Source organism: Paucibacter sp. KBW04 (genome assembly GCF_003852425.1).
Classification (GTDB): domain Bacteria; phylum Pseudomonadota; class Gammaproteobacteria; order Burkholderiales; family Burkholderiaceae_C; genus Paucibacter_A.
In genome coordinates this window covers 49,866-72,630 of sequence record NZ_QAJN01000001.1, presented here as the reverse complement: position 1 = coordinate 72,630, position 22,765 = coordinate 49,866, and the positions used below count along the sequence as shown (strand labels likewise).

13 protein-coding genes are annotated in these 22,765 nt (G+C 64.3%); 7 read left to right on the top strand and 6 right to left on the bottom strand.

The features are described from left to right. The first annotated feature begins 110 nt into the window (after positions 1 to 110). Positions 111 to 2,420 carry a metallophosphoesterase gene (locus DBR47_RS00285; RefSeq protein WP_124446010.1) on the top strand — a complete coding sequence of 770 codons (2,310 nt, stop codon included), beginning with the start codon at positions 111 to 113 and terminating at the stop codon, positions 2,418 to 2,420. 28 nt (positions 2,421 to 2,448) lie between these two features. Here DBR47_RS00285 and DBR47_RS00280 read toward each other — a convergent pair whose 3' ends face one another. The 5 genes from DBR47_RS00280 to DBR47_RS00260 all read right to left on the bottom strand — a co-directional run bounded on the left by DBR47_RS00280 (position 2,449) and on the right by DBR47_RS00260 (position 9,646). After that, the gene (locus tag DBR47_RS00280; RefSeq protein ID WP_197046783.1) at positions 2,449 to 3,606 is read right to left on the bottom strand and encodes a GGDEF domain-containing protein; all 1,158 of its coding nucleotides are present in this window, start codon (positions 3,604 to 3,606) and stop codon (positions 2,449 to 2,451) included. A gap of 106 nt (positions 3,607 to 3,712) precedes the next feature. Next, positions 3,713 to 5,623: a hypothetical protein gene (locus tag DBR47_RS00275; RefSeq protein WP_124446008.1), complete on the bottom strand. Its 1,911-nt coding sequence runs from the start codon at positions 5,621 to 5,623 to the stop codon at positions 3,713 to 3,715. 215 nt (positions 5,624 to 5,838) lie between these two features. Further along, positions 5,839 to 7,416, bottom strand: a complete 1,578-nt coding sequence (locus DBR47_RS00270; protein WP_124446007.1) for an ABC transporter substrate-binding protein — start codon at positions 7,414 to 7,416, stop codon at positions 5,839 to 5,841. 115 nt (positions 7,417 to 7,531) lie between these two features. Next, positions 7,532 to 8,788 (bottom strand): HD-GYP domain-containing protein, encoded by a 1,257-nt coding sequence (locus DBR47_RS00265; RefSeq protein WP_124446006.1) that lies wholly within the window; start codon positions 8,786 to 8,788, stop codon positions 7,532 to 7,534. A 198-nt stretch (positions 8,789 to 8,986) separates the two neighbouring features. Continuing rightward, positions 8,987 to 9,646 carry a cytochrome c gene (locus DBR47_RS00260; protein WP_124446005.1) on the bottom strand — a complete coding sequence of 220 codons (660 nt, stop codon included), beginning with the start codon at positions 9,644 to 9,646 and terminating at the stop codon, positions 8,987 to 8,989. Positions 9,647 to 9,733: 87 nt separating this feature from the next. On the opposite strand from DBR47_RS00260, the gene DBR47_RS00255 reads away from it, so the two are divergent. The 3 genes from DBR47_RS00255 to DBR47_RS00245 are packed head-to-tail and all read left to right on the top strand — an operon-like array spanning position 9,734 to position 13,017. Next, a complete protein-coding gene (locus tag DBR47_RS00255) occupies positions 9,734 to 10,588 on the top strand; it encodes a MoxR family ATPase (protein ID WP_124446004.1) in 855 nt (284 codons plus the stop codon). Between the two features lie 54 nt (positions 10,589 to 10,642). Then, the gene (locus DBR47_RS00250) at positions 10,643 to 10,894 is read left to right on the top strand and encodes a hypothetical protein (protein ID WP_124446003.1); all 252 of its coding nucleotides are present in this window, start codon (positions 10,643 to 10,645) and stop codon (positions 10,892 to 10,894) included. Between the two features lie 11 nt (positions 10,895 to 10,905). Beyond that, complete coding sequence (locus DBR47_RS00245; protein WP_124446002.1) at positions 10,906 to 13,017, top strand: S9 family peptidase; 2,112 nt, start codon at positions 10,906 to 10,908, stop codon at positions 13,015 to 13,017. Here the strand turns inward: DBR47_RS00245 and DBR47_RS00240 are convergent. After that, positions 13,008 to 15,080 carry an EAL domain-containing protein gene (locus tag DBR47_RS00240; RefSeq protein WP_124446001.1) on the bottom strand — a complete coding sequence of 691 codons (2,073 nt, stop codon included), beginning with the start codon at positions 15,078 to 15,080 and terminating at the stop codon, positions 13,008 to 13,010. The genes DBR47_RS00245 and DBR47_RS00240 overlap by 10 nt on opposite strands. A 281-nt stretch (positions 15,081 to 15,361) precedes the next feature. On the opposite strand from DBR47_RS00240, the gene DBR47_RS00235 reads away from it, so the two are divergent. Genes DBR47_RS00235 through DBR47_RS00225 form a run of 3 tightly spaced genes read left to right on the top strand, consistent with a single transcriptional unit; the run spans position 15,362 to position 22,757 of the window. After that, positions 15,362 to 16,546 (top strand): VWA domain-containing protein, encoded by a 1,185-nt coding sequence (locus DBR47_RS00235; RefSeq protein ID WP_124446000.1) that lies wholly within the window; start codon positions 15,362 to 15,364, stop codon positions 16,544 to 16,546. After that, positions 16,543 to 18,501: an autotransporter assembly complex family protein gene (locus DBR47_RS00230; protein ID WP_124445999.1), complete on the top strand. Its 1,959-nt coding sequence runs from the start codon at positions 16,543 to 16,545 to the stop codon at positions 18,499 to 18,501. The genes DBR47_RS00235 and DBR47_RS00230 overlap by 4 nt, the downstream gene beginning before the upstream one ends. Before the next feature lie 11 nt (positions 18,502 to 18,512). Continuing rightward, entirely contained in the window at positions 18,513 to 22,757 is a 4,245-nt protein-coding gene (locus tag DBR47_RS00225) for a translocation/assembly module TamB domain-containing protein (protein WP_124445998.1), read from the top strand. Positions 22,758 to 22,765 lie beyond the last annotated feature (8 nt).

The window sequence follows — 22,765 nt, the reverse complement described above, 5'->3', positions numbered from 1 at the left end:
TCGGCAGGCATAACAACACGGATGGGCGGCAGGCTCTATCCCTAGGAAGCCTCGTCACATCAAAGGCGCAAAATAGCCCGATATTGCCGCCTCAACAAGACACGCAAACCATGCCCGCCACCTTCTCTTCGATCCGCCGCGGCGCCGCCCCGCTCTGCTCCGCCGCCGTTTTGCTGGCCCTGGGTGCTTGCTCCAACTTTGGGCCTAGCCAACAGCCCCGCACCGGCCTGCTGGATCATGCGGAGGGCCCAAACGCCCGCGTCTGCCTGGACCTGAACGACAACGCCCGCTGCGACGCGGGCGAGCCCCTCACCCAAGCCGGGCCCGAGGGCCAATTCACGCTGGCCAGCGATGGCCGCCATGCATGGCTGGCAGAAATCGGCGAGGCCAAGGCCGACCCGGCCCTGCCCCGCCTGCGGCTGCGCGCCCTGCCAAGCCCGGGCAGCGAGCCGCTGCAGCTGTCCTGGCTCAGCACCGTGCTGGCGGCCCAGGCCGAGGCCGGACTCAGCCCAGAGCAAGCCCTGGCCAGCCTGGCTGCCAGGGCAGGCGTGACGGTGCAAGACCTGCGCCAGCCAAGCAGTGCCGATGCGCTGAGTCAGGACTTGATTCGGCGCTTTGCGCTGGACCAAGAAGCCCTGCTTGAATCGGCCCTGGCGGCCCAGCCGCAGAACCCACAAACCGCTCTGCGCCTCGCCGCGCCAAAGCTGGAAGCGCCCGGCCGCCTCTACGCCTGGACCCAGTTCAGCGACACCACCCAAACACCCTTCTCCACCGCGCATTTCAGCGGCGTCAGCTCAGGATCCCAGGCCGGCAGCCTGGTCAATGAGCTGCCCATTTCGCCCGCCGGCAGCAAAGTGGCGGCGGCCACGCCGGCCGATCTGGCCGCGCGCTACCAGCTCAGCGAGCCCACGCTAGGCCAAGGCCGCCAGGTGGCCCGCAGCATCAGCTATGGGGCAAGCTGCCCGGCCCTGCTGGTGGACGGCAAAGCACAGGCCATGCAGGTGCGCGCGCCCGCGGTGCGCGGCGTGGCCAGCAATGCGGCCTCGCAGACGGGCGACCGCAGCAAGCCCATCCCGGCCGACTTTGAGGTGCTGACCTGCGAGGCGATCTTGCCTACGGAGGCCCAGGTGGTCGCCATCAACGGCCTGCGCCTCAAGCTGCTGCAACCCGCCGCCCTGATCAAGCGGGTGGTGGTGGTGGGCGACACCGGCTGCCGGGTGCAGGGGCCCAATGCCATCGGCCAAGGCAAGCCGGGCGCGCCCCTGCAGGACTGCAGCGATGAGTCCGACTGGCCCTGGCGCAAGATCGCCCGGGCGGCGGCCAGCTTCAACCCCGACCTCATCATCCACAACGGCGATATCCACTACCGCGAGGGCACGCCCAAGGGCACCGAGCCCGGCCAAAACCTGCCAAATGAGGCGCGCTACGCCAAGTATCTGGAAACCATCACCTATGGCTGGAAAGCCTGGGACGCCGATTTCTTCCACCCGGCCGGCCCCTTGCTGGCCGCCGCGCCCTGGGCCATCACCCGTGGCAATCACGAGTTATGCGACCGCGCCGCAGCGGGCTGGTACCGCTTTCTGGACTATCGCCAATTCCCCGCCAGCGAACCGGCCTACAGCCCCAGCTACCAGGCCGAGACCTGCAGCAATTACACCGACCCACTGACGGTTCGCCTAGGCGATCTGCAGCTGATCCTGATGGATGTGGGCGGCCTGGCCGACAACCCGGGCCGTGGGCGCAATCAAGGCTGGACGAACGGCGACCATGTGCGCACGGCGCGGCAGCTGACTCAGCTCAGCCGCCTGCCCGAAACGCGGTCGGCCAAGATCTCCTGGCTGGTCACACACAAGCCCCTGTTCGCCTTCTACTCCGGCGGCAAACAGGCGAGCAGCAGCACCTGGCAATTCCAGAAAGCCATCCAGCCCGGGGTCGAGAGCTTTGCCGCCGGCAATGGCATGCTGCCGGCCAATCTGCAGATGGTGCATTCGGGTCATATCCACGGCTGGCAGATGATCAGCCATCCCGAAAACACCGGCCTGCCAACGCAATACCTGATCGGCATGTCGGGCCAGGCCCTGGAAGGCCTGATCCAAAGCAAGCACAGCGCCCAGCCCTATCAGGCCCTGGTGCCCCAGCACCAGGCCTACGACATCGCGGCCGATGACAAACGCTGGCCCTGGGAGATTGCCCCCTGGTCCTTCCATCTGCCCGATGGCCGCATGGCCCGGCCCGATGCCTTCAGCACCAGCCCCATCGTGGCGGCCGGCACCGAACAAGCGCGGACCGAGGAATTTGGCTTTGTGGTGTTTGACCGGGTCGTGGGCACGAGCAACTGGACGGCCCGCATGTACGACCCCGAGCGCCGCCTGCTGCGCAGCTGCGTCACCGAGGGCAAGCGCACGCGCTGCAGCGAATAAGGGCCGCTCAAGCCAAAGAGGCTGTCGCTCAGTCCGCCTGAACCTGGTCGCGCCCGCCTGCCTTGGCCCGGTACAGGGCCTCGTCGGCGCGGCGCACCAAGGCTTCAAAGTCTTCGCCCTCGCGCAAGCGGGCCGCGCCAATCGAGACGGTGACATAGAGATACTCGCCCTCAAAGGGGATGGGCAGGACGGCCACGGCGGCCCGAATGCGCTCGGCCACAGCGGGCAGATTGCCGCCCTCGCCGCCGAACACCAGGCAGAGGAACTCTTCGCCGCCCCAGCGCGCCAGCAGGTCGATGGCGCGCAGCTGCTCCTTGATGCGCGCCACCAGGGTCAGCAAGACCAGATCACCCGCGGCATGACCGTGCCTATCGTTGATCTGCTTGAAATGATCCACATCGATCATCAAGGCGCCCAGAAACACATCCTCGCTGCGCCGCCGCTCCTGCAGCTTTTGAAATCGCTGGCGCAAGGCACGCCGGTTCAGGCAATGGGTCAGCGAATCGTGGGCAGCCTGCTCCTCGATCAGCTGGTAGGCCTCGGTCAAATCCTTGTTCTTGCGCATCAGCTCCTGGGTCAGCGACTGCATGGCGAAGCGGGTCTGGATCTCGCGCCGGGTGGCTCGTCCGGCGCCATGACCGTAGAGCAGAATCATCAAAAAGCTGAACAGGGCCGCCGCCGTCGAGAAGCCGGCATAGGGCTGAGTCTGCAGCAGGCCGGACAAGGCCACAGGCAGCATCAGGCCGAGGTTGAAGCAGGCCAGGGCCGGCAGGTAGAGGCAGAGGTTGTGGATGGAAAACGCCCCCACCACCACCAGCACAAAGACATTGATGGCGTAGAGCAGGATGTCGCCCTGCATGGCCAGGGCCAAGGCCGACAAGCCCCAGCAGCTGCCAGACAGCAGCAGGCCCAGGGTCTGCAGGCGCAGATAGCTGCGCATGCGCGCCGGGTGCTTGAGCACCGGCCGCCCCCACCAAGCGATGGCCGCGTTGCAGCCCTCCAGCAGCAGCATCAGGCCCAGCCAGCCCCAGACCAGGGCCTTGGGCAGCACGCTCAGGGCCAGATAGGCCTGCAGGCCATAGCCCAGGAAAGAGCTGAGAGCCGATTGAAGTTCACGCTCCGCGAGTCGGCGAGTGACCTCCAAGCGCAGCGGATCGGGCGGGCGCCCAAAATCGGTTTCGTTCATCAGAGCATGCTTTGAATTGCCGCCCCCACCAGCAAGCGGCGAGACCGAAAGCCAGCATAGCCAGATTCTCCGCGGCCTCAAGCCGGCTAGACCGCTCGCCCTAGACTCAAGGCTGCAGGGTGTAACGCGTGAAGTAGCGGCGGCCCGCCGAGTCCTGCGCGCCCAGCCAAAGTTCGTAACGGGTGGGCACATAGGCATCGGGCACGCTGATGCCGGCCAGAGTCAGGCCGGTGGCCGGCGGCAGCGGCGGCGCGCTGTCCTTGATCAAGGGTGCCTGGCTTGCGTCCTCGGCAATGCTGAGCACGGTGCGAATGCTGATCAAGCGCATATCCGGGTTGGCCGCCGCCCAAGTGGCCCAGCTCAAGGCCGTGCCGACCAGGAATTGCCCACCGCGCAAGGTCGCCGTGGCGCTGACGCCGTCCAGCGTGGGGAAGCGGGCCTGGGGCAGCTCGGCCGGCACATCGACAGGCAGGTAAATGGCGCGCGTCTCGGCTCCGCCGGTCAGGGTGTAGGTGGCGATGAATTTGGCATTGCGCACCGTGTCGGCACCGCCTATCCAGCCCACGCTGGACTGTTGCAAGACGGTGTCGATCACCCCGCCCGAGGCGACCAGATTGCTAGCCCCCGGAGTGCTGGAAATGCACAGCTGCGGCTGGGCGCAATAGCCGAAGGGGATGCTGAAGCCGCCAGGCGTTTGCACCGTCGCCGTGTCCATCAGCTTGGCGCCGCTGCTGTCCTGCGCCTGAATCAGCAGCTGAATGCCGGCCGTGGGGTTGGGGCTGCTGGAGGTGTTGAGCGTGCCGTCGGCCGCCAGAGCCAGATAGGCCAAGGGGTAGCTGGCGAGCTCCAGCTTTTTGCCATTGCCGATCAGGTTCCAGACACTGCCCGAGGTGGAGGTCTTGTTATAGCTGAGGGCATCGCTGAACAGCTCAACCACGGTGCCGGTGGAGTCGCTGATGGGTGCCGATACCAGCACCCGCTTGCACAGGCCGCCGGTGACCACATCGTCGGCACAGCCCGTCAACAGCCAGCGACCAAACTGTCGATTCTTGCTGGCATAGTCCGCCAGCTTGGCCACCACGGCCGCCTTCAATCGGCCATTGTGCTGGTCATAACTGGCCAGCAAGGGTGAGGCCGCAATAGTCGTGGCATTGGCACCTTGAGCGATCAGCTTGTTGAGCGCGGCCGAGAGATCATCCAGCGGCGCCAGATTGGCCAGGGTCGCCGTCGGGCTGGTCGTGGCCTTGAGGGTCGAGACGATGGCATTGGCGGGGCTGGACGCTGTGGTCTTGAGCAGCTCGGTCTGGGCCGTGGCCAGTTCCACCACCACCTCGGCACTGCTGCCGGCTTGCAGCTTGTTGCTGAGTTGCAGCTGCATCACGCCCTTGCTGCTCTTGAGCACATTGACCCGCAGGCTCTCCAGCAGCAGGTCTTGGGCGCTTTTGTTGGCGCTAAAGCTCGGGTCGGCCAGCAGGTCAAGGGCCGCGACATTGCTGAATTTGAGGTCGGTCAGCTGGGTCTTGACCAAGCTCTTGACAAACTCACCCGCGCCGCTGGCCGCGCTGGCCACAGCGATGACCGCGGTGGCGTTCTGAGTCGGCGCGGCAAACACGGCTTGCGGATCGCTGCCCAGCGATAGCGCCACGATGGCATTGCTGAGCGGGGTGATATTGGCCACCATGGCCGGAGTGGAGGCGCTGAGAATCGGCACGGCCGAATGCAAGACCTGCGGAACGCCGGCCGCGTCCAAGCCGCGCACCTGCAGCAGCAAGGGAGAGTTGAGGTTTTTGCTGCTGAGCGTGAGCTTGTAGGAGCCGTCCGCCGTCGAGCTTGTGGTCGAGCCCACCGCCACGCCCTTGCCGTCCACCACCTGGATGCGTGCATTGGTCAGCGGCGCGCCCACGGCAGCCACGCCGCTGAGGGTGGGATCGACGCTGAACACCGTCGTCTGCGTGGGGTCGCTGCCTCCACCGCTGGCACTGCTGCCGCCCCCACCGCCACAGGCAGTCAAGGCCATGGCCAGGGCTGCGGCAGAAATTGCCTGCCCGGCGCGGGGCAGAAAGGCTTGAAGGGGGGCAGACAGAAGATCCGATCGACGCGGCATGGTGGGCTTCCAGGCAAGTTCAGGAGCGCAGACAAAAGTCTTGCAATCAGCTGATCTTGCCAGGGCCGGTGAGGTTATGTTCGGCGGAGATGCTGGTCGATTTGGGCCTAAGTTTGCTCGGCCAAGAGCTATCGCCCGATCTGCACCCAGGACAGCTCAAACCAGTTGTCGGCACGGTGCACCACATTGATATTGCTGCGTGCCGCCCAGGGAATCATCTGCCGGTGCAGGGGCAGGACATGGAACTGCTCCTTGTACTCCTGCAGCGCGGCCTTGATCAGCTGCTCGCGCTTTTTTGGATCGGGCTCGGTGCTGGACTGGGCCGCCAATGCATCGAACTTGTCGTTATGCACATTGCCGTAGTTGTAGGCACCGACACCGCGCTCGCCGCGATTGCGATACACAGGGGTCAGAATGGACTCGGCATCGGTGATGGCGCCGCCCCAGCCGTAGAGGAAGAGGCTGCTGTCCAGTTTTTCAAGCTTGGGGAAAAAGGTCACGCGGGGCATGGCCGAGACCCTCACCTTGATCTTGAGTTGGGCCCACATGGCGGCCAGGGCCTGGCAGATTTCTTCGTCGTTGACGTAGCGGTTGTTGGGGCAGTCCAGCATGACCTCGAAACCATTGGCATAGCCGGCCTCGGCCATCAGCTTACGGGCCGCCGCGACGTCAAAGGGGTAACGCGCATCCAGTGCGGCATCACCGAAAGCCGCCACGGCGGAAGGCGTCAGACCGCCGGTGGGGATGCTCAGGCCATTCATCAGCTTGACGCGCATGGCCTCCACGTCCACCGCTTGGTAGAGGGCACGGCGCACGCGGATGTCTTTGAAGGGGTTTTTGTCGCCCGGCGCCTGGCCGTGCAAAAGCTTGTCGCGCGCCTGGTCCATGCCGATGAAGATCAGGCGATTCTCTGGCCCGTCGACAATCTTCACACCGCTGGTATTGCGCAGGCGCGGCACATCGCGCGGCGCCGGGTCCAGCACAAAGTCGATCTCGCCCGAGACCAGGGCCGCCAAACGGGTGGCGTCGTTGGCGATGGGGCTGAACACCACCTCCTGCACATTGCCCTCGAACTTGCCCCACCAGCCCGGAAAACGCTTGAACTGGGTTTTGATGCCGGGCTGGCGCGAGACCAGGCGGAAGGGCCCGGTGCCATTGGCATTCAGGCTGGTGTAGCTTTCTTCCTTGTTCTTGAAGTCCAGGGGGCGCAGGACTTTGTGCGCCTCGGCCCAGGGCTTGCTCATCATCCACAAGAGGTCGATGTGCTGCAAAAAGATAGGGTTGAAGGTATTGAGTTGAAACTCCACCGTGAGCTCGTCCACCTTGCGCGGCACACCCACCGCATTGGCGTAGACGGCCAGCTGCGAGCTGGCTTCCTTGGCGCGCTGCACCGAGAAGACCACATCGTCGGCCGTGAAGCTCTGGCCCTCGTGAAACTTGACGCCGGGCCGCAGCTTGAAGCGCCACAACAGGGGCGAAACCTGGCTCCACTCGGTGGCTAGGCCGGGCACGATATTCAGATGGCGGTCGCGATTGGTCAGGCGCTCATAAACCTGGCCATTGACCATATTGGTCATGCTCTCGTTCTGTGAGTGGGGATCCATGGTTTGGGGATCACCCTGGCTGGCCCAGCGCAGGGTCTGGGCCTGCACCAGGCTGCCGCAGCAGAGCGCAAGAACGACAGCCGACACAAGCAATCGACGCATGAGCAAGCCCTCACAGGAATGGCGTTGCCGGGAGTGTAGGGAGCAGGCAAGGCAATATCTCTGGGGGCAACCCTAGGGCCCCGCTCGGCTCATGCGCAGGGCGAACGGCCCAGCCTCACTGAGGTGCGCGCCAGATATCGTCCAGGTGGGTAAAGCCCCAGTCCTGCGGTGACTCGCGGCCGACCACCTTGTCTTGCACCGTAGGGCTGGAGAGGTCCAGCATCTGCACCGGCACCGGCAGCTTGGAGCGGGTGGAGTAAAACACCCGCACCAGCGGCGCGGCCAGGGACAAAGGGTTGAGGTCGACCACCACGGCCAAGCGGCCCGATTCCAATCGCACCAAGCTGCCCACCGGGTAGATGCCCACGCACTTCACAAAGGCCTTGAAGATCTGCGGATCGAACTGCCCCGTCCACTGCGCCATGCGCTGGATGGAGCCGGCCGGGTCCCAGGCGCTTTTGTAAGGCCGGGTCGAGGTGATGGCGTCATACACATCGCAGACCGCGCCCATGCGGGCCAGCACCGAAATCTGTTCGCCCTTGAGCTTTTGCGGATAGCCGGTACCGTCCATCTTCTCGTGATGGTGCAGGCAGACATCCAGGGCCGAGGCCGGCACGGCGCCGCCCTCCTTGAGCATCTGGTAGCCCCGCACCGGGTGGGAGCGGATGACGTTGAACTCGGCCTCGGTCAGGGCGCCAGGCTTGTTGAGCACGTCCAGCGGCATCATCATCTTGCCGATATCGTGCAGCAGGCCGGCCAGGCCGGCTTCGCGCACCTGCTCCTCGTTCATGTCCAACTGTTTGGCCAGGGACACCATCAGGGCACAGACCGCCACCGAATGCATATAGGTGTAGTCGTCCTTGGTCTTGAGCCGGGCCAGGCTGATCAGGGCCGAAGGATTGCGGGAGACCGAATTGGCCACCTCCTCCACCACCGGCAAGCATTGCTCGGTGTCGACCGCCTTGCCCAAACGGGCTTCACCAAACAAGGACATCACCGCCTGCTTGGAGCGATTGATCACCTTGCCGGCGCGTTCCATCTCGGCGCCCAGGCTGACCTTCTCAGGCAGGGCGGCTGCTGGGGGGACAAACTTGGCGGCCTCGGCCACCGGAACGCTGGGCTCGGGCACGGCCAGGGCCGCTTGCACCTGGGCATGGGCATTGGCTTCTTGCTTGGGGCAGTCCTGGACGTCGTCGCCCTTGCTGACATCGATCCAGACCATGGGCACGCCGCTGGTCAACAAGGCTTCGAGATCGGCCTGATCTTTCAGGACGAACTTGGTCTTCCAAAAAGGATGAGAAAGCCAGGAGCCCTCCATGGACTGGAGGTACATGCCCAACTGAACCTGCTGTGTGGGAATCTTCTTGAGCATCGCTGGGTGCAGCCGAGATGAGAAAGTCAGGAACACCCAGTATCACGCAGCCCGAGAGGATGCACACCTCTAGATAAACATGAAAAAGCCGCCTTTCTGCGACCTTTTGCAGGCTTTCGCCTGCAAGAAGTCCACAGCCAAGGCGGCTTCTCAATTCCGCAGCCGCGCCACTGGCACCGCTACGGCCTAACGCTGGATTCAGCGGAACTTGCTTTGCGGCACGGTGCGCAACTCACCCGGCAAACTGGCCAGGTAGCCGGAGATGGCTTTCAGCTCGGCATGGCTGAACTGCTTGACCTGGCCGGCCATGATGGCGTTGCTGCGGCCGACCACGGGGTTGCCTTCGGTCTGGTAGGACTTCAGGGCCACCAAGAGGTAGTCGGCATGCTGGCCGGCGATCTTGGGATAGCTGCCGTCGATGGGCTTGCTGAAGTTGGCGCCATGGCAGGAGGCGCATGCGCCCTTGGTCAGCAAGGCGGACACCTGGGCCGAGGGCGCGGCGGGCGTCTCGGGCACTGCGGGCACAACGGCCTGTTTCTCGTAGTAGGCCGAGATATCGGCGATGTCTTGCTCGCTCAGGGTCTGAGCGATGCCGCGCATGGTGGGGTGCTTGCGATCACCCTTGGCATAGGCCGTCAGCGCCGTGGCAATGTACTTGGCGTTCTGACCTGCGATCATGGGCACCTTGTGCACCTCAGGGAAGGTGGCCTGATACCCTGGAATGCCGTGGCAGCCAATGCACATGGCAATCTTGGATTGAACACTGCCCTGACCCGCGGCTGTTGCCTGGGCATGAACGGAAAACGAGGCGCCAAACATAGCGGCCACGACAAGCGAGCTCTGCAACAGTTTTTTCATGGTCTCCGGGGGTCTTGGTCTAGTTCGGCGGCGATTATAGGTCGCGGCTCTATACTGATTTTTCCAATCTATCACTTGATCTACAGCATGAAATTTGCAGGCTCGGACCAATACATCGCCACTCCCGATCTCATGTTGGCGGTGAACGCCGCCGCCACCCTGCAACGCCCCTTATTGGTCAAGGGCGAGCCCGGTACCGGCAAGACGATGTTGGCCGAGGAAGTGGCCGCATCCCTGGGTATGCCCCTGTTGCAATGGCACATCAAATCCACGACCAAGGCCCAGCAAGGCCTCTACGAATACGACGCAGTGAGCCGTTTGCGGGACAGCCAGCTGGCCGGCATCGAAGGTTCGGACAAGGTTCGCAATATCGAGAACTACATCGTCAAGGGTGTGCTCTGGCAGGCTTTTGAGTCCGAGCAGCCCGTCGCCCTGCTGATCGACGAGATCGACAAGGCCGATATCGAATTCCCTAACGATCTCTTGCGTGAGATCGACCGCATGGAGTTCTACGTCTACGAGACCCGCCAGCTGATCAAGGCCAAGCACCGCCCCCTGGTCTTCATCACCTCGAACAACGAGAAAGAGCTGCCCGACGCCTTTTTGCGCCGCTGCTTCTTCCACTACATCAAGTTCCCCGATGCGGCGACCATGCAGAGCATCGTGGACGTGCACTTCCCCGGCCTGAAGAAAGAGCTGCTGGCTGCCGCGCTGAAGACCTTCTTCGAGGTGCGCAATCTGCCGGGCCTGAAGAAAAAGCCCTCGACTTCCGAGCTACTGGACTGGCTCAAACTCCTGGTGGCCGAAGACATCCCTACCGAGTCGCTCTTGACCCAGGACGCCGCCACCGCGGTGCCGCCTCTGGTGGGCGCCTTGCTGAAGAATGAGCAAGACCTGACCCTGTTCGAGAAGCTGGTCTTTATGCAAAGCCGCAACCGCTGAGCAGGGCCTAAAACAGAAGTAGAAGTCGAAAGCACACGAGGGAGACAAAAAAACATGGATGCAGCAATGAAAAAGGCCTTGCAAGAAGGCCTGGCGGACGCGCTCGGCTTTGTGCTGGGCGCCCTGGCCGGATGGTGGGTGGGCCAGGCCTTCGGGCTTGACTTCATCGCCTCCAAGGCCTGGGGCATGCCGGAGATGATCAGCCTGGCGCTGATCCTGGCTGGCAGCGGCGCCGGTCGCTGGCTGTGCCGCCAGGCCCTGGCCCAATGGCAAGCAAAGCAGCAGCAACAACAAAAGAAACCCTGAAGCAGCACCCCATGAGCCAAAGCAAAGCTTTTGACGTCGACGCCCTCTGGGCCCTGGATCGCCTGGGCGCGCCCAGCCTCTCGCCCGATGGGGCGCAGGCCGTGGTCAGCCTGAGCCAGTTCTCGATGGAGAAGAACGCCGGGACCAGCAGCCTCTACCTGCTCTCTACCCTGGGCGGCGAGCCCCGCCGCCTGACGGCCGCGGGCGACAAAGATGGTGCGCCGCAGTGGAGCCCCGCCTCCAAGTACGGCGAGCAAATCGCCTTCGTCGCCCGGCGCGAGCAAGAAGGCCACAAGGACGAGGAAGCCCAGCTCTATCTGATCGCCCCGGACGGCGGCGAGGCGCGGCGCTTGGGCGGGCAGGGGCAAGAGAAGGGCCAGGGCATTGCCACCGGCGTGGAATGCTTCAAGTGGTTCCCCGATGGCCGCCGCATCGCCTTCGTCTCCTGGGTCTGGCCCGAACTCAAAGGTTCAGCGGCGCAGGCCAAGGCCTTGGCCGACTTCAAGGCGCGCAAGAGCACGGGCTACGCCACCTCAGAGAACATCTACCGCTACTGGGACCAAAACATCCCCCAGGGCCGGGTGCCTCATCTGCATGTGCTGGATGTGCAAACCGGCAAGGTCAGCGATTTGTTCGAGGGCACAGAGGTCAGCCTGTCCTGGTCCGCCGTGGACGCCAATAGCTTTGACATCTCGCCCGACGGTCGCTGCATCGTCTTCTCCTTCAACCCGGCCAAAAGCAAACGTCTGGACGACTGCTTCGCCCTGGGCGAAGTGGAGCTCAAGACCGGCCGCATCCGTACCCTGCTGCAGGACAAGGACTGGACTTTTGAGGCCCCCCGCTACAGCCATGGCGGCCAGCACCTGGCCTTTCTGGCCAGCCATCAAGGACTCAAACACACCATGCCTGCGCAGCTGGCGGTGCTGGACACGCAGGGCACCTACAAGAACGGATGGGCCGTGGTGTCGGAGGCGCTGGATCTGGAGGTCAGCGCACCCCTGATCTGGGATGCGGACGATCTGTCCATCCTCTTTGCGGCCGAGGAACGCGGTCGCCGCCATCTCTGGCGCTTTGCTCTGCAAGCCCAGCAGGCGCACATCGTATTCGAAGGCGGCCATGCCGCCAGCTTCGATCTGGCCGCCGGCGTCATCGTCCTCAACCACGACAGCGTGCAATACCCGCCGCGCATTTCGGTGCTGGACGAGCAAGGCCAGGCGCAGGCCATCGAGCACTTCAACAGCCAGCGCCTGGAACAACAGCGCTTCGGCCGCCACGAGGAAGTTTTTGTGCAGGGCGCATTGAATGAGCCGGTGCAGATGTGGCTGATCTACCCGCCCGACTTCAGCCCCAAAAAGAAGTACCCGGTGATGCATGTCATCCACGGCGGCCCGCACACCGCTTTTGGCGACTCCTGGCACTGGCGCTGGAACCATCAGGTCTTTGCCGCGCAAGGCTATGTGGTGGCCTGCGTCAACTACCACGGCTCATCGAGCTTTGGTCATGCCTTCCTGGACTCCATCACCGGCCACTGGACCGAGCTGGAGCTGCAAGACATCGAGGCCGGCAGCGATTGGCTGCTCAAAAAACCCTGGGTGGACAAGCAGCGGCTCTTCGCCACAGGCGGCAGCTATGGCGGCTATATGGTGGCCTGGATGAATGGGCATATCAAACCCGGCCGCTACCAGGCCTATGTCTGCCATGCCGGCTGCTTTGACTGGCAAGCCATGTTCGCCGGCGACGCTTATCACTGGTTCGCCAAAGAGCTGGGCGCCTACTATTGGGACGATGCAGCCCGGGTCGCGAGCCAGAATCCGGCCGCCTTTGCCCAGCATATGCGCACCCCCACCCTGGTCATCCACGGTGCCAAGGACTATCGCGTGCCCGATGCCCAAGGCCTGGCCTACTACAACACGCTCAAGGCCCAGGATGTGGACGCTCGCCTGCTCTGGTTCCCGGACGAGAACCATTGGATCTTGAAGCCCCAGAACAGCAAGCTCTGGTACGGCGAGTTCTTTGATTGGTTGAAAAAACACGACCCGGCGAGCCAATCCGGCTCGGCGCATGGCAAGAAGGCCAAACCAGCGAAGGAAAAAGGCAAGGCAAAGCCAAGGACTCAGGCCTGAGCCAGGGCTGCCGGATCTGCCCGGGCTTGTTTGCTAAAGCGCAAGGACACGGCCGCCACCCCGGCCGGCACTGCAGCGGCCTCCAGGGGGCGGCACACCCACCACCCCTGGATCAAACACACACCGCTAGCAGCGACAAAGTCCGCTTCGGCGGGGGTTTCCACCCCCTCGGCCAAGACCTCATAACCCAATCTCTGCATGGCGCCGCAGACCTCGCGGTAGAGATCGGCGCCGCGCGGTTTGGCCGCCGCCTCTAGCAAGGAGCGGTCCAGCTTGACCACATCCACCTCGGCGCTGTGGAAGACGGTGAGGTTGGAGTAGCCGGTGCCGAAGTCGTCCACATAGACCTTGACCCCGGCCTCGCGCAAACGGCCCAGGCGGGCACGCACCAAGTCGGGCTCCTTGATCAGACTGCTCTCCAGCAGCTCGGCCTCCAGGCCCAAGGCCTTGAACTTGATCATGATGGCCAGAATTTCTCCAAAGGCATCGTCATTGCCTATGGTGGCCGCCGAGAGATTGATGGCCACCTTGCTGGCAAAGCCCGCCGCATTCCAGCGCTGCAAATCATCCGCCACCTGCCGCGCCACCCAAAGGTCCAGCAAATCGCCAAAGCCGGTCTGCTCCAAGGCCGGCATAAAGCGCCCGGGCTGGACAAAGCTGCCGTCCTCCAGGCGCAAGCGTAGCAAGGCCTCCAGGCCCACCACCTGCCCGGTTCTTAGATTGAGCTTGGGTTGGTAATGCATGCACAAGGTGCCGGTCTGCAAGAGGCGCAAGGCGGCCTGGGCCTGCAGCCCCCATTCATTCTGAGCCTCATGCCGTTTGACGAAGCGCGCCTCCGCAAACATCTCCAAACCCGGCCCGATATTCATGCGCTTGGCCAGGGCCCAGCTGGCCTCGCCCAGCTGCGCTTCCTGCACCCAGCGTTTCACAAAGGGGCGGTAAACCGCGGTGGACAGGGTCAGCACAGCCAGCTGCAAGGCCAGCACGCTCGCCGTCGTGCTGCCAATCAGCCAGGCGTTCAGGCCGTAAGGCGTCATCCAATGTCCTTGCCAAGAGCCCAGCACCGGCAAGAGCCGGAACTCCACCACCACCAAATACACCAGCACACAGTTCAGCAATGGCGCCAACATAAAGGGGATGAGCAGGCTGACATTGCCGACCACCGGCAAGCCGAAGATCAGCACCTCGCTGATATTGAAGGTTTGCAAGGGCAAGGCCCAATGCCAGATCTTGGGCCCCTTTTGTTTGCGCTGGTACCACATCAGGCAAAAGGTCAGCGCCAGGCTGGCGCCGCAACCGCCCGGCACCATGAAGTCGTAGATCAAGGAGCCGAGGGACACACCGGGAATCGCCTCATGGTGGGCCGCATAGTCTCCGGTGAGGAAGCTCAGCACCGATGAGCCGCTGATCCCCATCCACCAAAGAAAAGTGCTGATCATGATGTGGGCCACCAGGTACAGGCCGACCGGAATTTGATCTCCGAGATTGAGCAGGGGCTTGGACAGAACATCGGACAGCAGCATGGCTGGCCAGGCCAGGACCACCAGGATCAGCAAGAAGGGCAGCCCATGCACCACCGTCTTGGATAGCGCCGGTGAAAACCGAGCCACGCCGCTCATATTGATGCTGGGCATCCAGGCGATCAGCTTGCACAAGAGCATGACCGATGCCAGGGGCAAGACGAATGAAGCCAACATCAACCAAGCCGAGGTTTGCAACACGCTTTGCCCGCCGGAGCCCCCCAAAAAAGCCAGCAAAGTCAGGGACAGCACCAGCATCAGGGCATACAAGGGATCGATGCCATAAGCTCTGGCGAAATGGGTGGTGAAGGAGCTCATCATCACCAAGGGCCAGCAAAACAGCTTGAACTTTGCAAACAAGAGCAGCTCGGGCTGTAGGCGCAGGACCAGGTCGGGCGCCAGTGCTTGCAGCATCACGACCAGCAAGCCCGTCAGCTGCAAAAACAAGTAAACCGGCAAGACCGACAGAAAACTCTCGCGCATGCAAAGCACAAAGCGGCTTTGCGCGAGCCGATTCAATCTGGACTTAGGCATTGCCGTCATGAAATGTTTTGTCCCTTGTGCTCGCTCGCGCAGCGCCCTGGCCAAGCACTCAGGCCCGGTGCTTCTGCCCACCGCCTTGGCAGCCAAGTCCAGGCTTTGCGAGCCTCAGGGGATTTTGCCCGGCACCACGCCTTTGTCACTCCAACAAATGCCCCCCCTATGAATGCGGGAGCCTGCGCCTTGACAAGTCCAGGGCTTCACGCCTTCGCCCCCACCGTCGCAGCCCGAGCTCGGCCGCTTTTGCTGTGGATAATGGAACGTAAGCCCTTTCCTCCCACGCCATGCTGATCAAATTTTTCTACACCTTGCGCGCTGCCAAGCTGCCGGTTTCGGTCCGGGAGTTTCTGAGCCTGCTGGAGGGATTGAAGGCCGGCGTTATTGGGGCCGAAGGCCCGCCCTCGGTGGATGACTTTTACTTCCTGGCCCGCACCACCTTGGTCAAGGACGAGGCTCACTACGACAAATTCGACCGTGCCTTCTCGGCCTACTTCAAGGGCGTGGACTTGCTGACCGACTTCTCAAAAGACGTGCCACTGGAATGGTTGCGCAAGCATCTGGAGCTGGAACTCTCGCCCGAGCAAAAGGCCGCCATCGAAAAAATGGGCTGGAACGAGCTGATGGAGACGCTCAAAAAGCGTTTTGAGGAGCAGAAGGAACGCCACGAGGGCGGCAGCAAATGGATAGGCACGGGCGGCACCAGCCCCTTCGGCGCCTATGGCTACAACCCGCAGGGCATACGCATAGGCCAGGACAAGAGCCGCAACCGCAGCGCCGTCAAGGTCTGGGACCAACGCGCCTACAAAGACTACGACGACAACCTGGAACTGGGCACCCGCAATATCAAGGTGGCCTTGCGCCGCCTGCGCCGATTTGCCCGCGAAGGCTCGGAGCTGGAACTGGACCTGGACGACACCATCCACAAGACCGCGGCCAATGCCGGCATGCTGGACATCCGCATGATTCCCGAGCGCCACAACAAGGTCAAAGTGCTCTTGCTGATGGATGTGGGCGGCACCATGGACGAACATATCCACCGGGTCGAGGAGCTGTTCTCCGCCGCCAAGGCCGAGTTCAAGCATCTGGAATTCTTTTACTTCCACAACTGCGTCTATGACTTTGTGTGGAAGAACAATCGCCGCCGCTTTGCCGAGAAAACCTCCACCTGGGACATCATTCGCAAGTACAACCGGGACTACAAGCTGATCTTTGTGGGCGACGCCACCATGAGCCCCTACGAGATCCTGCAGCCCGGCGGCAGCGTCGAATACAACAATGAAGAGGCCGGCGCCGAATGGCTGCAAAGACTGGCCAATGCCTTTCCCAAATACGCATGGATCAATCCCGAACCTCAGGGCGTCTGGCAGTACCGCCAAAGCGTGGCCCTGATTCAGCAACTCATGCATCAGCGCATGTTCCCCCTGTCCCTGGCCGGCCTGGAAGGCGCGATGCGTTTGTTGAGCAAATGAGTGCCCCACCACGGCCGCTGTGGCCCGCTCTGGGCCTGAGCCTGCTCAGCCTCAGCCTTCTCGGCGGCTGCTCCAGCCTCAGCGAGCTGCTGCCCAAGAACGCCGCCGCCAAGAGTGCCGAAACGGCCGGCCAGCCGCGCCTAGTCGCCGAGTACAAGCTCGAGGTGCAAGCGCCCTCGGGCTTGAAGAACCTGCTGCAAGAGCATCTGGATCTGGCACGCTTTCGCAACACCCCCGAAGACCAACGCCTCAGCACCCAAGAGCTGGGCCGCCTGACCGCCGCCGCCCCGGAGCAAGCCCGCGCCTTGCTGGAGACCGAGGGCTATTTCAATGCCCAGGTGGAAGCCTCGCGCGACTTTGGGCAAACCCCCATCACCGTCACCGTCAAGGTGGACCCCGGCCCGCGTACCGTGGTCAAGAAGCTGAGCCTGGGCTTTGTCGGCGAGCTGCAAACACCCACATCGCTGAGCGCCGAATCCGCCCCCCGGGCCGAGGCTCGCGCCCAGCGCATCCGTGAGAGCTTGCAAGAAGCCTGGTCCATGAAGGAAGGCGAGGACTTTGTGCAAAGCCGCTGGTCCAGCGCCAAGAGCGGCTTGCTGGGGCGCGCGCGCGCCCAGGGCTACCCAACGGCCAAGCTGGAAAAGTCCACCGCCGCCATTGATGCGGAAAACAATGCGGCCGAATTGGAAGTGGTGCTGGACAGCGGCCCGCTTTACCGCCTGGGAGAGCTGCGCATCGAGGGCCTCAAAAACCAGCCCCGCGCCGCCATCGAGCGCCTGGCCGGCTACCGTGTTGGCCAGCCCTATACCGAGCGGGCCTTGCTGGACTTCCAGGAGCGCCTGGTCAAGACCACGCTGTTCGACAGCGTCAACGTCAATATCCGACCGGAGCTGGAACCAGCCCCCCCTTCTGCCACTTCCGCCACTTCTGCCACCTCTCCCGCCGAGGCCAGCGCCAGCGCGCCAACAGCGGGCGGTGTCACCACCCCGGTCTGGGTCGATGTGCGCGAGGCCCCGCGCCAGCAGCTCACCGCCAGCTTGGGCCTCAGCACCACCAATGGCCCGCGCCTGGGCCTGGATTACACCAACCGCCGCCCCTGGGGCCTGGACCTGCGCTCCCGTCTCAAGCTCAAGGCCAGCCAGGACAACCCCTCGCTGGACTGGGAACTGACCTCCCACCCGCAGACCGATATGCAGCGCAATCTGGGCGCCCTCTTCATCGAACGGCTGCCGGACGGCGACCGCGTCTCCGTCAATCTGCGCGCCCGCCTGGGCCGCCTGCGCGAGACCGACAAGGAAGACCGCATCTACTACCTCGAAGTACTGCGCGCCCGCGAGTCCGACCCCGAGCAGGTCATCAGCAGCGGCGCCGTCTCCGGCAATGTGCAATGGACCTGGCGCCGGGTGGACTCCACGCTGGTGCCGACCAAGGGCTACACGGCCAGTCTGCTGCTGGGCCTGGGCCGGGCGGACAACTCCATCTCCAGCAGCGGCGCCTTCGGTCACGGCGAGTTGCAGCTGCACGGCTACCAGCCCCTGCCCGGCGGCTGGTTTGGCAATGCACGCACCAGCTTCTCGCAGATCTACGCCCGCGAGGATGTGGGCCTGCCCGAGGCCTTGCGTTTCCGTGCCGGCGGTGACGACTCGGTGCGCGGCTATGGCCTGCGCGATCTAGGGCCGGTGGATGCGGACGGCAACCCGACCGGCGGCAAGGTGATGTGGACCGGCAGCCTGGAGTTGGCCCATGCCTTGATGCCCTCCCTGCCCGATCTGCTGGGCGCCGGCTTTGTGGACGCCGGCCAGGCCGCCATGAGCTGGCGCGGCTTCAAGCCCGAGCTGGCCTATGGACTGGGTCTGCGCTACCGCAGCCCCCTGGGCACGCTGCGCCTGGACTTTGCCCGCGCCCAATCCCTGCAAAAGTGGCGCATACATTTCAGCGTGGGCATTGCCCTGTGAGCGAGCCCCCCATGAGTGAACAAGCGAAGGAGGCTCCCGCCTCGCCGGCCCCCAACGAACCCAGCGCCGCACCGCCGAAAACAAAACGGGGCGGTCGCGGCCTGATCCTGGCCTTGTTGGCCGCGCCGGCACTGGTGGGTGCCATGGGTGGCACGGCCTGGTGGACCCTGGCCACCGAGCCGGGCACGGCCTGGCTCTTGAGCAAGGTGCCGGGCCTGGAGGTCGACGCGGCCAAGGGTAGTTTGCTGGGTGATTTTTCTGCCGAGCGCCTGCGCTACAGCCTGCCTGGTGATCTCAAAAGCAGCGACAGCATCGAGCTGCTGGGCCTGCAATGGCAGGGTCTGAGCCTGGCCTGGAACCACAGCCCCAGGCTGTGGGCCGATGTGCATCTGCAAAGCCTGCAAATCCAAAGGCTGACGCTCAAGATCAAACCTTCCCAAGAGCCGGCCAAGGCCCCCGCCGATCTCCTGATCCCGGTCGGTCTGCAGCTCGATGCCCTGAGCATTCAAGAACTGCACAGCGCCGAACTGGGCGACAAGCCCTTGCGCGATCTGCGCGCCCGCTTGGCCCTGAGTGCCGAGCAAGGCGAGCAACATCAGCTGAAGCTGGAGCATCTGGCCTGGGACCTGCTGCAAGCCCGCGGCGAGGCCAAGATCCAAAGCGCGGGCGAGCTGCGCCTGAGCTCGACCCTGCAGATCGAATCCCTGCCTAGCGCCGAGCAAGGCCTGCCCGCCTGGCGCGCCCAGGTGCAGGCCAGCGGCCCGCTACAAGCCCTGCGCCTGCAAGCCAAGGTGGACGCCCAGGCCCAAGAGCTGGACGCCCAAGCCCAGCTGGCGCCCTTCGCTGCCTGGCCCTTGCAAGGCCTGCAGCTGAACACCCGCAATCTGGACCTCTCGGCCCTGGTCTCCGGCCTGCCCCGCACGTCTTTCAGCGGCGAGGCGCAGATCCAGGCCAAGGCCGATGCCAAAGAACAGCTCAAGGTGGCGGTCTCCGCCGCCCTGAGCAATGGCGCGGCCGGGCTTTGGGACGAGCAGCGCCTGCCGCTGCGCAAGCTCGATCTGAATCTGAGCTTTTTGGCCCAAGACCCGGCCAGTCTGCAGATCAAGAGCCTGGACGCCTTGTTGGGCAGCGCGCAAACGCCGGCCGGCCGGCTGCGGGCGAGCGGCAGCAACTCCAACAGCCAGGGAGCCAAGCTCAATATCGCTCTGGAAGACTTGCGCGGCGAAGGCTTGCTGCAAGCCCTGCGCCCTCTGCGTGCAGGCGGCAAGATCGAACTCAGCAGCCCCCAGGGCTTGAGCCAGATGGGGGCAAAAGAAAGCGCCCCGCTAAACATCAGCGCCAAGCTGGACGGGCAGTGGCAGGCCCAGGCCGCGCCCCTGAAAGCCGGCGTGGCCAGCAGCGCCAAGGCCGCGCCCTTGCCTCTTTCCTTGCAGCTGCAAGCCCAGGCCAGCGCCAAGGCGATCGATGTTCAGGCTCTCAAACTCAACTCCGGTGAAGCCCAGCTGAACGCGCGCGCCGAACTGCTGCTGCGCGAGGCGGGCAGCCTGAGGCTGGGCTGGACGCTCAAGACCGAGGCCCGTGCCCAAGCCCCCGATCTGCGCCCCTACTGGCATGGCGAGGTCGGCAGCGCCTGGCAACAAAGCGCTCAAGTGCTGGACGCCGAGCTCAGCGCGCATTTACAAAGCGGGCAAAGCGGCCCAACTCCGGCCAAGGCCAGCCTCTTACAACAAGCACCCTTGGGCACGGCCCAGCTGCAGCTGAAACCCAGCACCCTGGGCGGTGTCGCCAGCAGCGGCCTGCTGCGCTACGAGCACGCGGCAGGCTCGGCACCGCTGGCCCGCCTGGATCTTCAGTTAGACGGCAATCAGCTGCAAGGCCGCGCGGACTTGATGCCGGGCGAGCAATGGCAAGCCGCGCTAGACCTGCGCGCGCCCCAGCTGGCCGGGCTGCAGCCGCTGCTGAGCAGCTTCGCCCCCAAGTCCAAGTTGGCCGGCAGTTTGATGGCCGGCCTGAAACTGAATGCCAAGGCCGAGACGCCCAGCAAACAAGACCCCAGCGGCTGGAACTGGCGCAGCGAGGCCGATCTGCAGGCCAAGGGCCTGTTGTTTGAAACACAGGACAACCATCTGCAACTGGCCTCGGCCCAGGGCCGCTGGGAGCTGGCCAGCGGCCTCGACGCACCCCTGCAAGCCCGCTTCAATCTGGAGCAGTTGCAAGCCAGCGGCTTTAGCAGCCCCAAGGCCAGCCTGAGTCTGCTGGGCAGCTGGGCCAAGCACCAGCTGCAGCTCAATGCCCTGGGCGAAAGCAAGATTCCGCCGGCCCTGATACCACCGGGTCAGCCCAAGGAACAGATCGCCAAAGGACCCTTGACCCTAAGCTTGCAAGGCGGATTGAGCGGCGCACCGGGCCTGCTCTGGCACCAGGGCGGGCGTTGGCAGTTCGAGCAAGGCCAAATGCTGGCCCGGCCACAAGAAGCCAAGCTGGAGCCCTGGCTGCAGGCCCGCAATCTGGCCGGTGCCCTGAACCTGGGGCCGCAGGCACAGCTGCAAGCAGCCGCGCTCAAACCCGGCCGCTTGGAGCTGCTGGGCGCCGGTCTGCGCTGGACCGAGCTGGCCTGGCAAGGCGGCGACCAAGGCCGCGTCGATCTGCAGTTAGAGCCCTTGGCCGTGGCGCCCTTGCTGGCACGCTGGCAGCCCGACTTCGGCTGGGGCGGCGATCTGGTGGTGGGCGGCTATGCCCGCGTCGCCACCCAACCCCGGCTCAATGTCGACATCGCCCTGGAGCGCAGCGGCGGCGACCTGAGCGTCACCGACGATGGCGGCACGCAAAAGCTGAACCTCTCCGAGATGCGCATAGGCCTGATCGGCAGCCCGGGCCTCTGGCACTTGACGCAATCCATGGCCGGCAGCAATGTCGGCGCCCTGGCCGGCGCCCTGACCGCCCGCAACAGCGACGGCAGCCTGTGGCCCAGCGGCAACTCGCAGCTGCAAGGGGTACTGGAGGCGCAGGTCGCCAACCTCAGCACCTGGGGTGCCTGGGTGCCGGCCGGCTGGCGCATGGGCGGCGGCTTCCATGCCAGTGCCAGCTTTGGCGGCTTGCTGCGCGCGCCCGAGATCAATGGCTCGGCCAGCGCCTCCAAGCTGGCCTTGCGCAACCCGCTGATGGGGGTGGACATGCGGGACGGCGAGCTGGCGCTCAATCTGCACGGTGGCCGCGCCACCTTGGAAAGCTTCAAGGTGCGCGCCGGAGACGGCGAGTTGAGCGGCAGCGGCAGCATGCAGCTGGGCGCCACGCCCAAGGCCGAGATTCAGCTAGAGGCCAAGAAGTTTGCCGTGTTGCGCCGGGTGGACCGCCGCCTGGCCATCAACGGCCAGGTGCAGCTTTTGCTGGACGCCCAGGCCCTGGATTTGCAGGGCAAGCTGGATGTGGAAGACGGCTTGTTCGATTTCTCGCGCGGCAACGCGCCCGAGCTGGGCGCCGATGTGCAGGTGCGCCGCCCCGGCAGCCGCCGCGAGCTGGTGGCGGAAGCGCCCAAATCCAAGCGCGCCATCAAGGTCAAGGTCGGCATCAATCTGGGCAAGAAGCTGCGGGTGCGTGGCCATGGCATCGACACCTTGCTGGCCGGTGATCTGGCCCTGAGCCAGGCCGCCACCGGCCCGGCCCTGCACGGCGTGATCAAGACCGTGGACGGCAGCTTCGATGCCTATGGCCAGAAGCTGACGGTGGAAAAAGGCCTGATCACCTTTGGCGGCGTGATCGACAACCCGCGCCTGGACGTGCTGGCCCTGCGGCCCATGCCTAACGAGGAGGTCAAGGTGGGTGTGGCCGTCACCGGCACGGCGCAAGCCCCGCGGGTCAAGCTCTACTCCGACCCCGAGATGATGGACAGCGCCAAGCTCTCCTGGCTGCTGCTGGGCCGCGCGCCCGATCAACTCGAAGGCGGGGACAACGCCCTGCTGCAAAGCGCCGCCATGGCCTTGCTGAGCGGTGACGGCGAGAGCATGACCAGCAAGCTCAAAAAGACCGTGGGCCTGGACGAGTTGGCCATCGACGGCCAAGGCAGCGATGTCAAAGGCACGGTGGTGCGGGTGGGCAAGTACCTGTCCGAGCGCTGGTATGTGGGCTATGAGCGCGGCCTCAACGCCACGACGGGCGTCTGGCAGGTGATCTACCGCATCGCCCAACGCTTCACCCTGCGCGCTCAATCGGGCGATGAAAACGCGGTGGATTTGATCTGGCAGTGGAAGTGGGAGTGAGGCGGCCG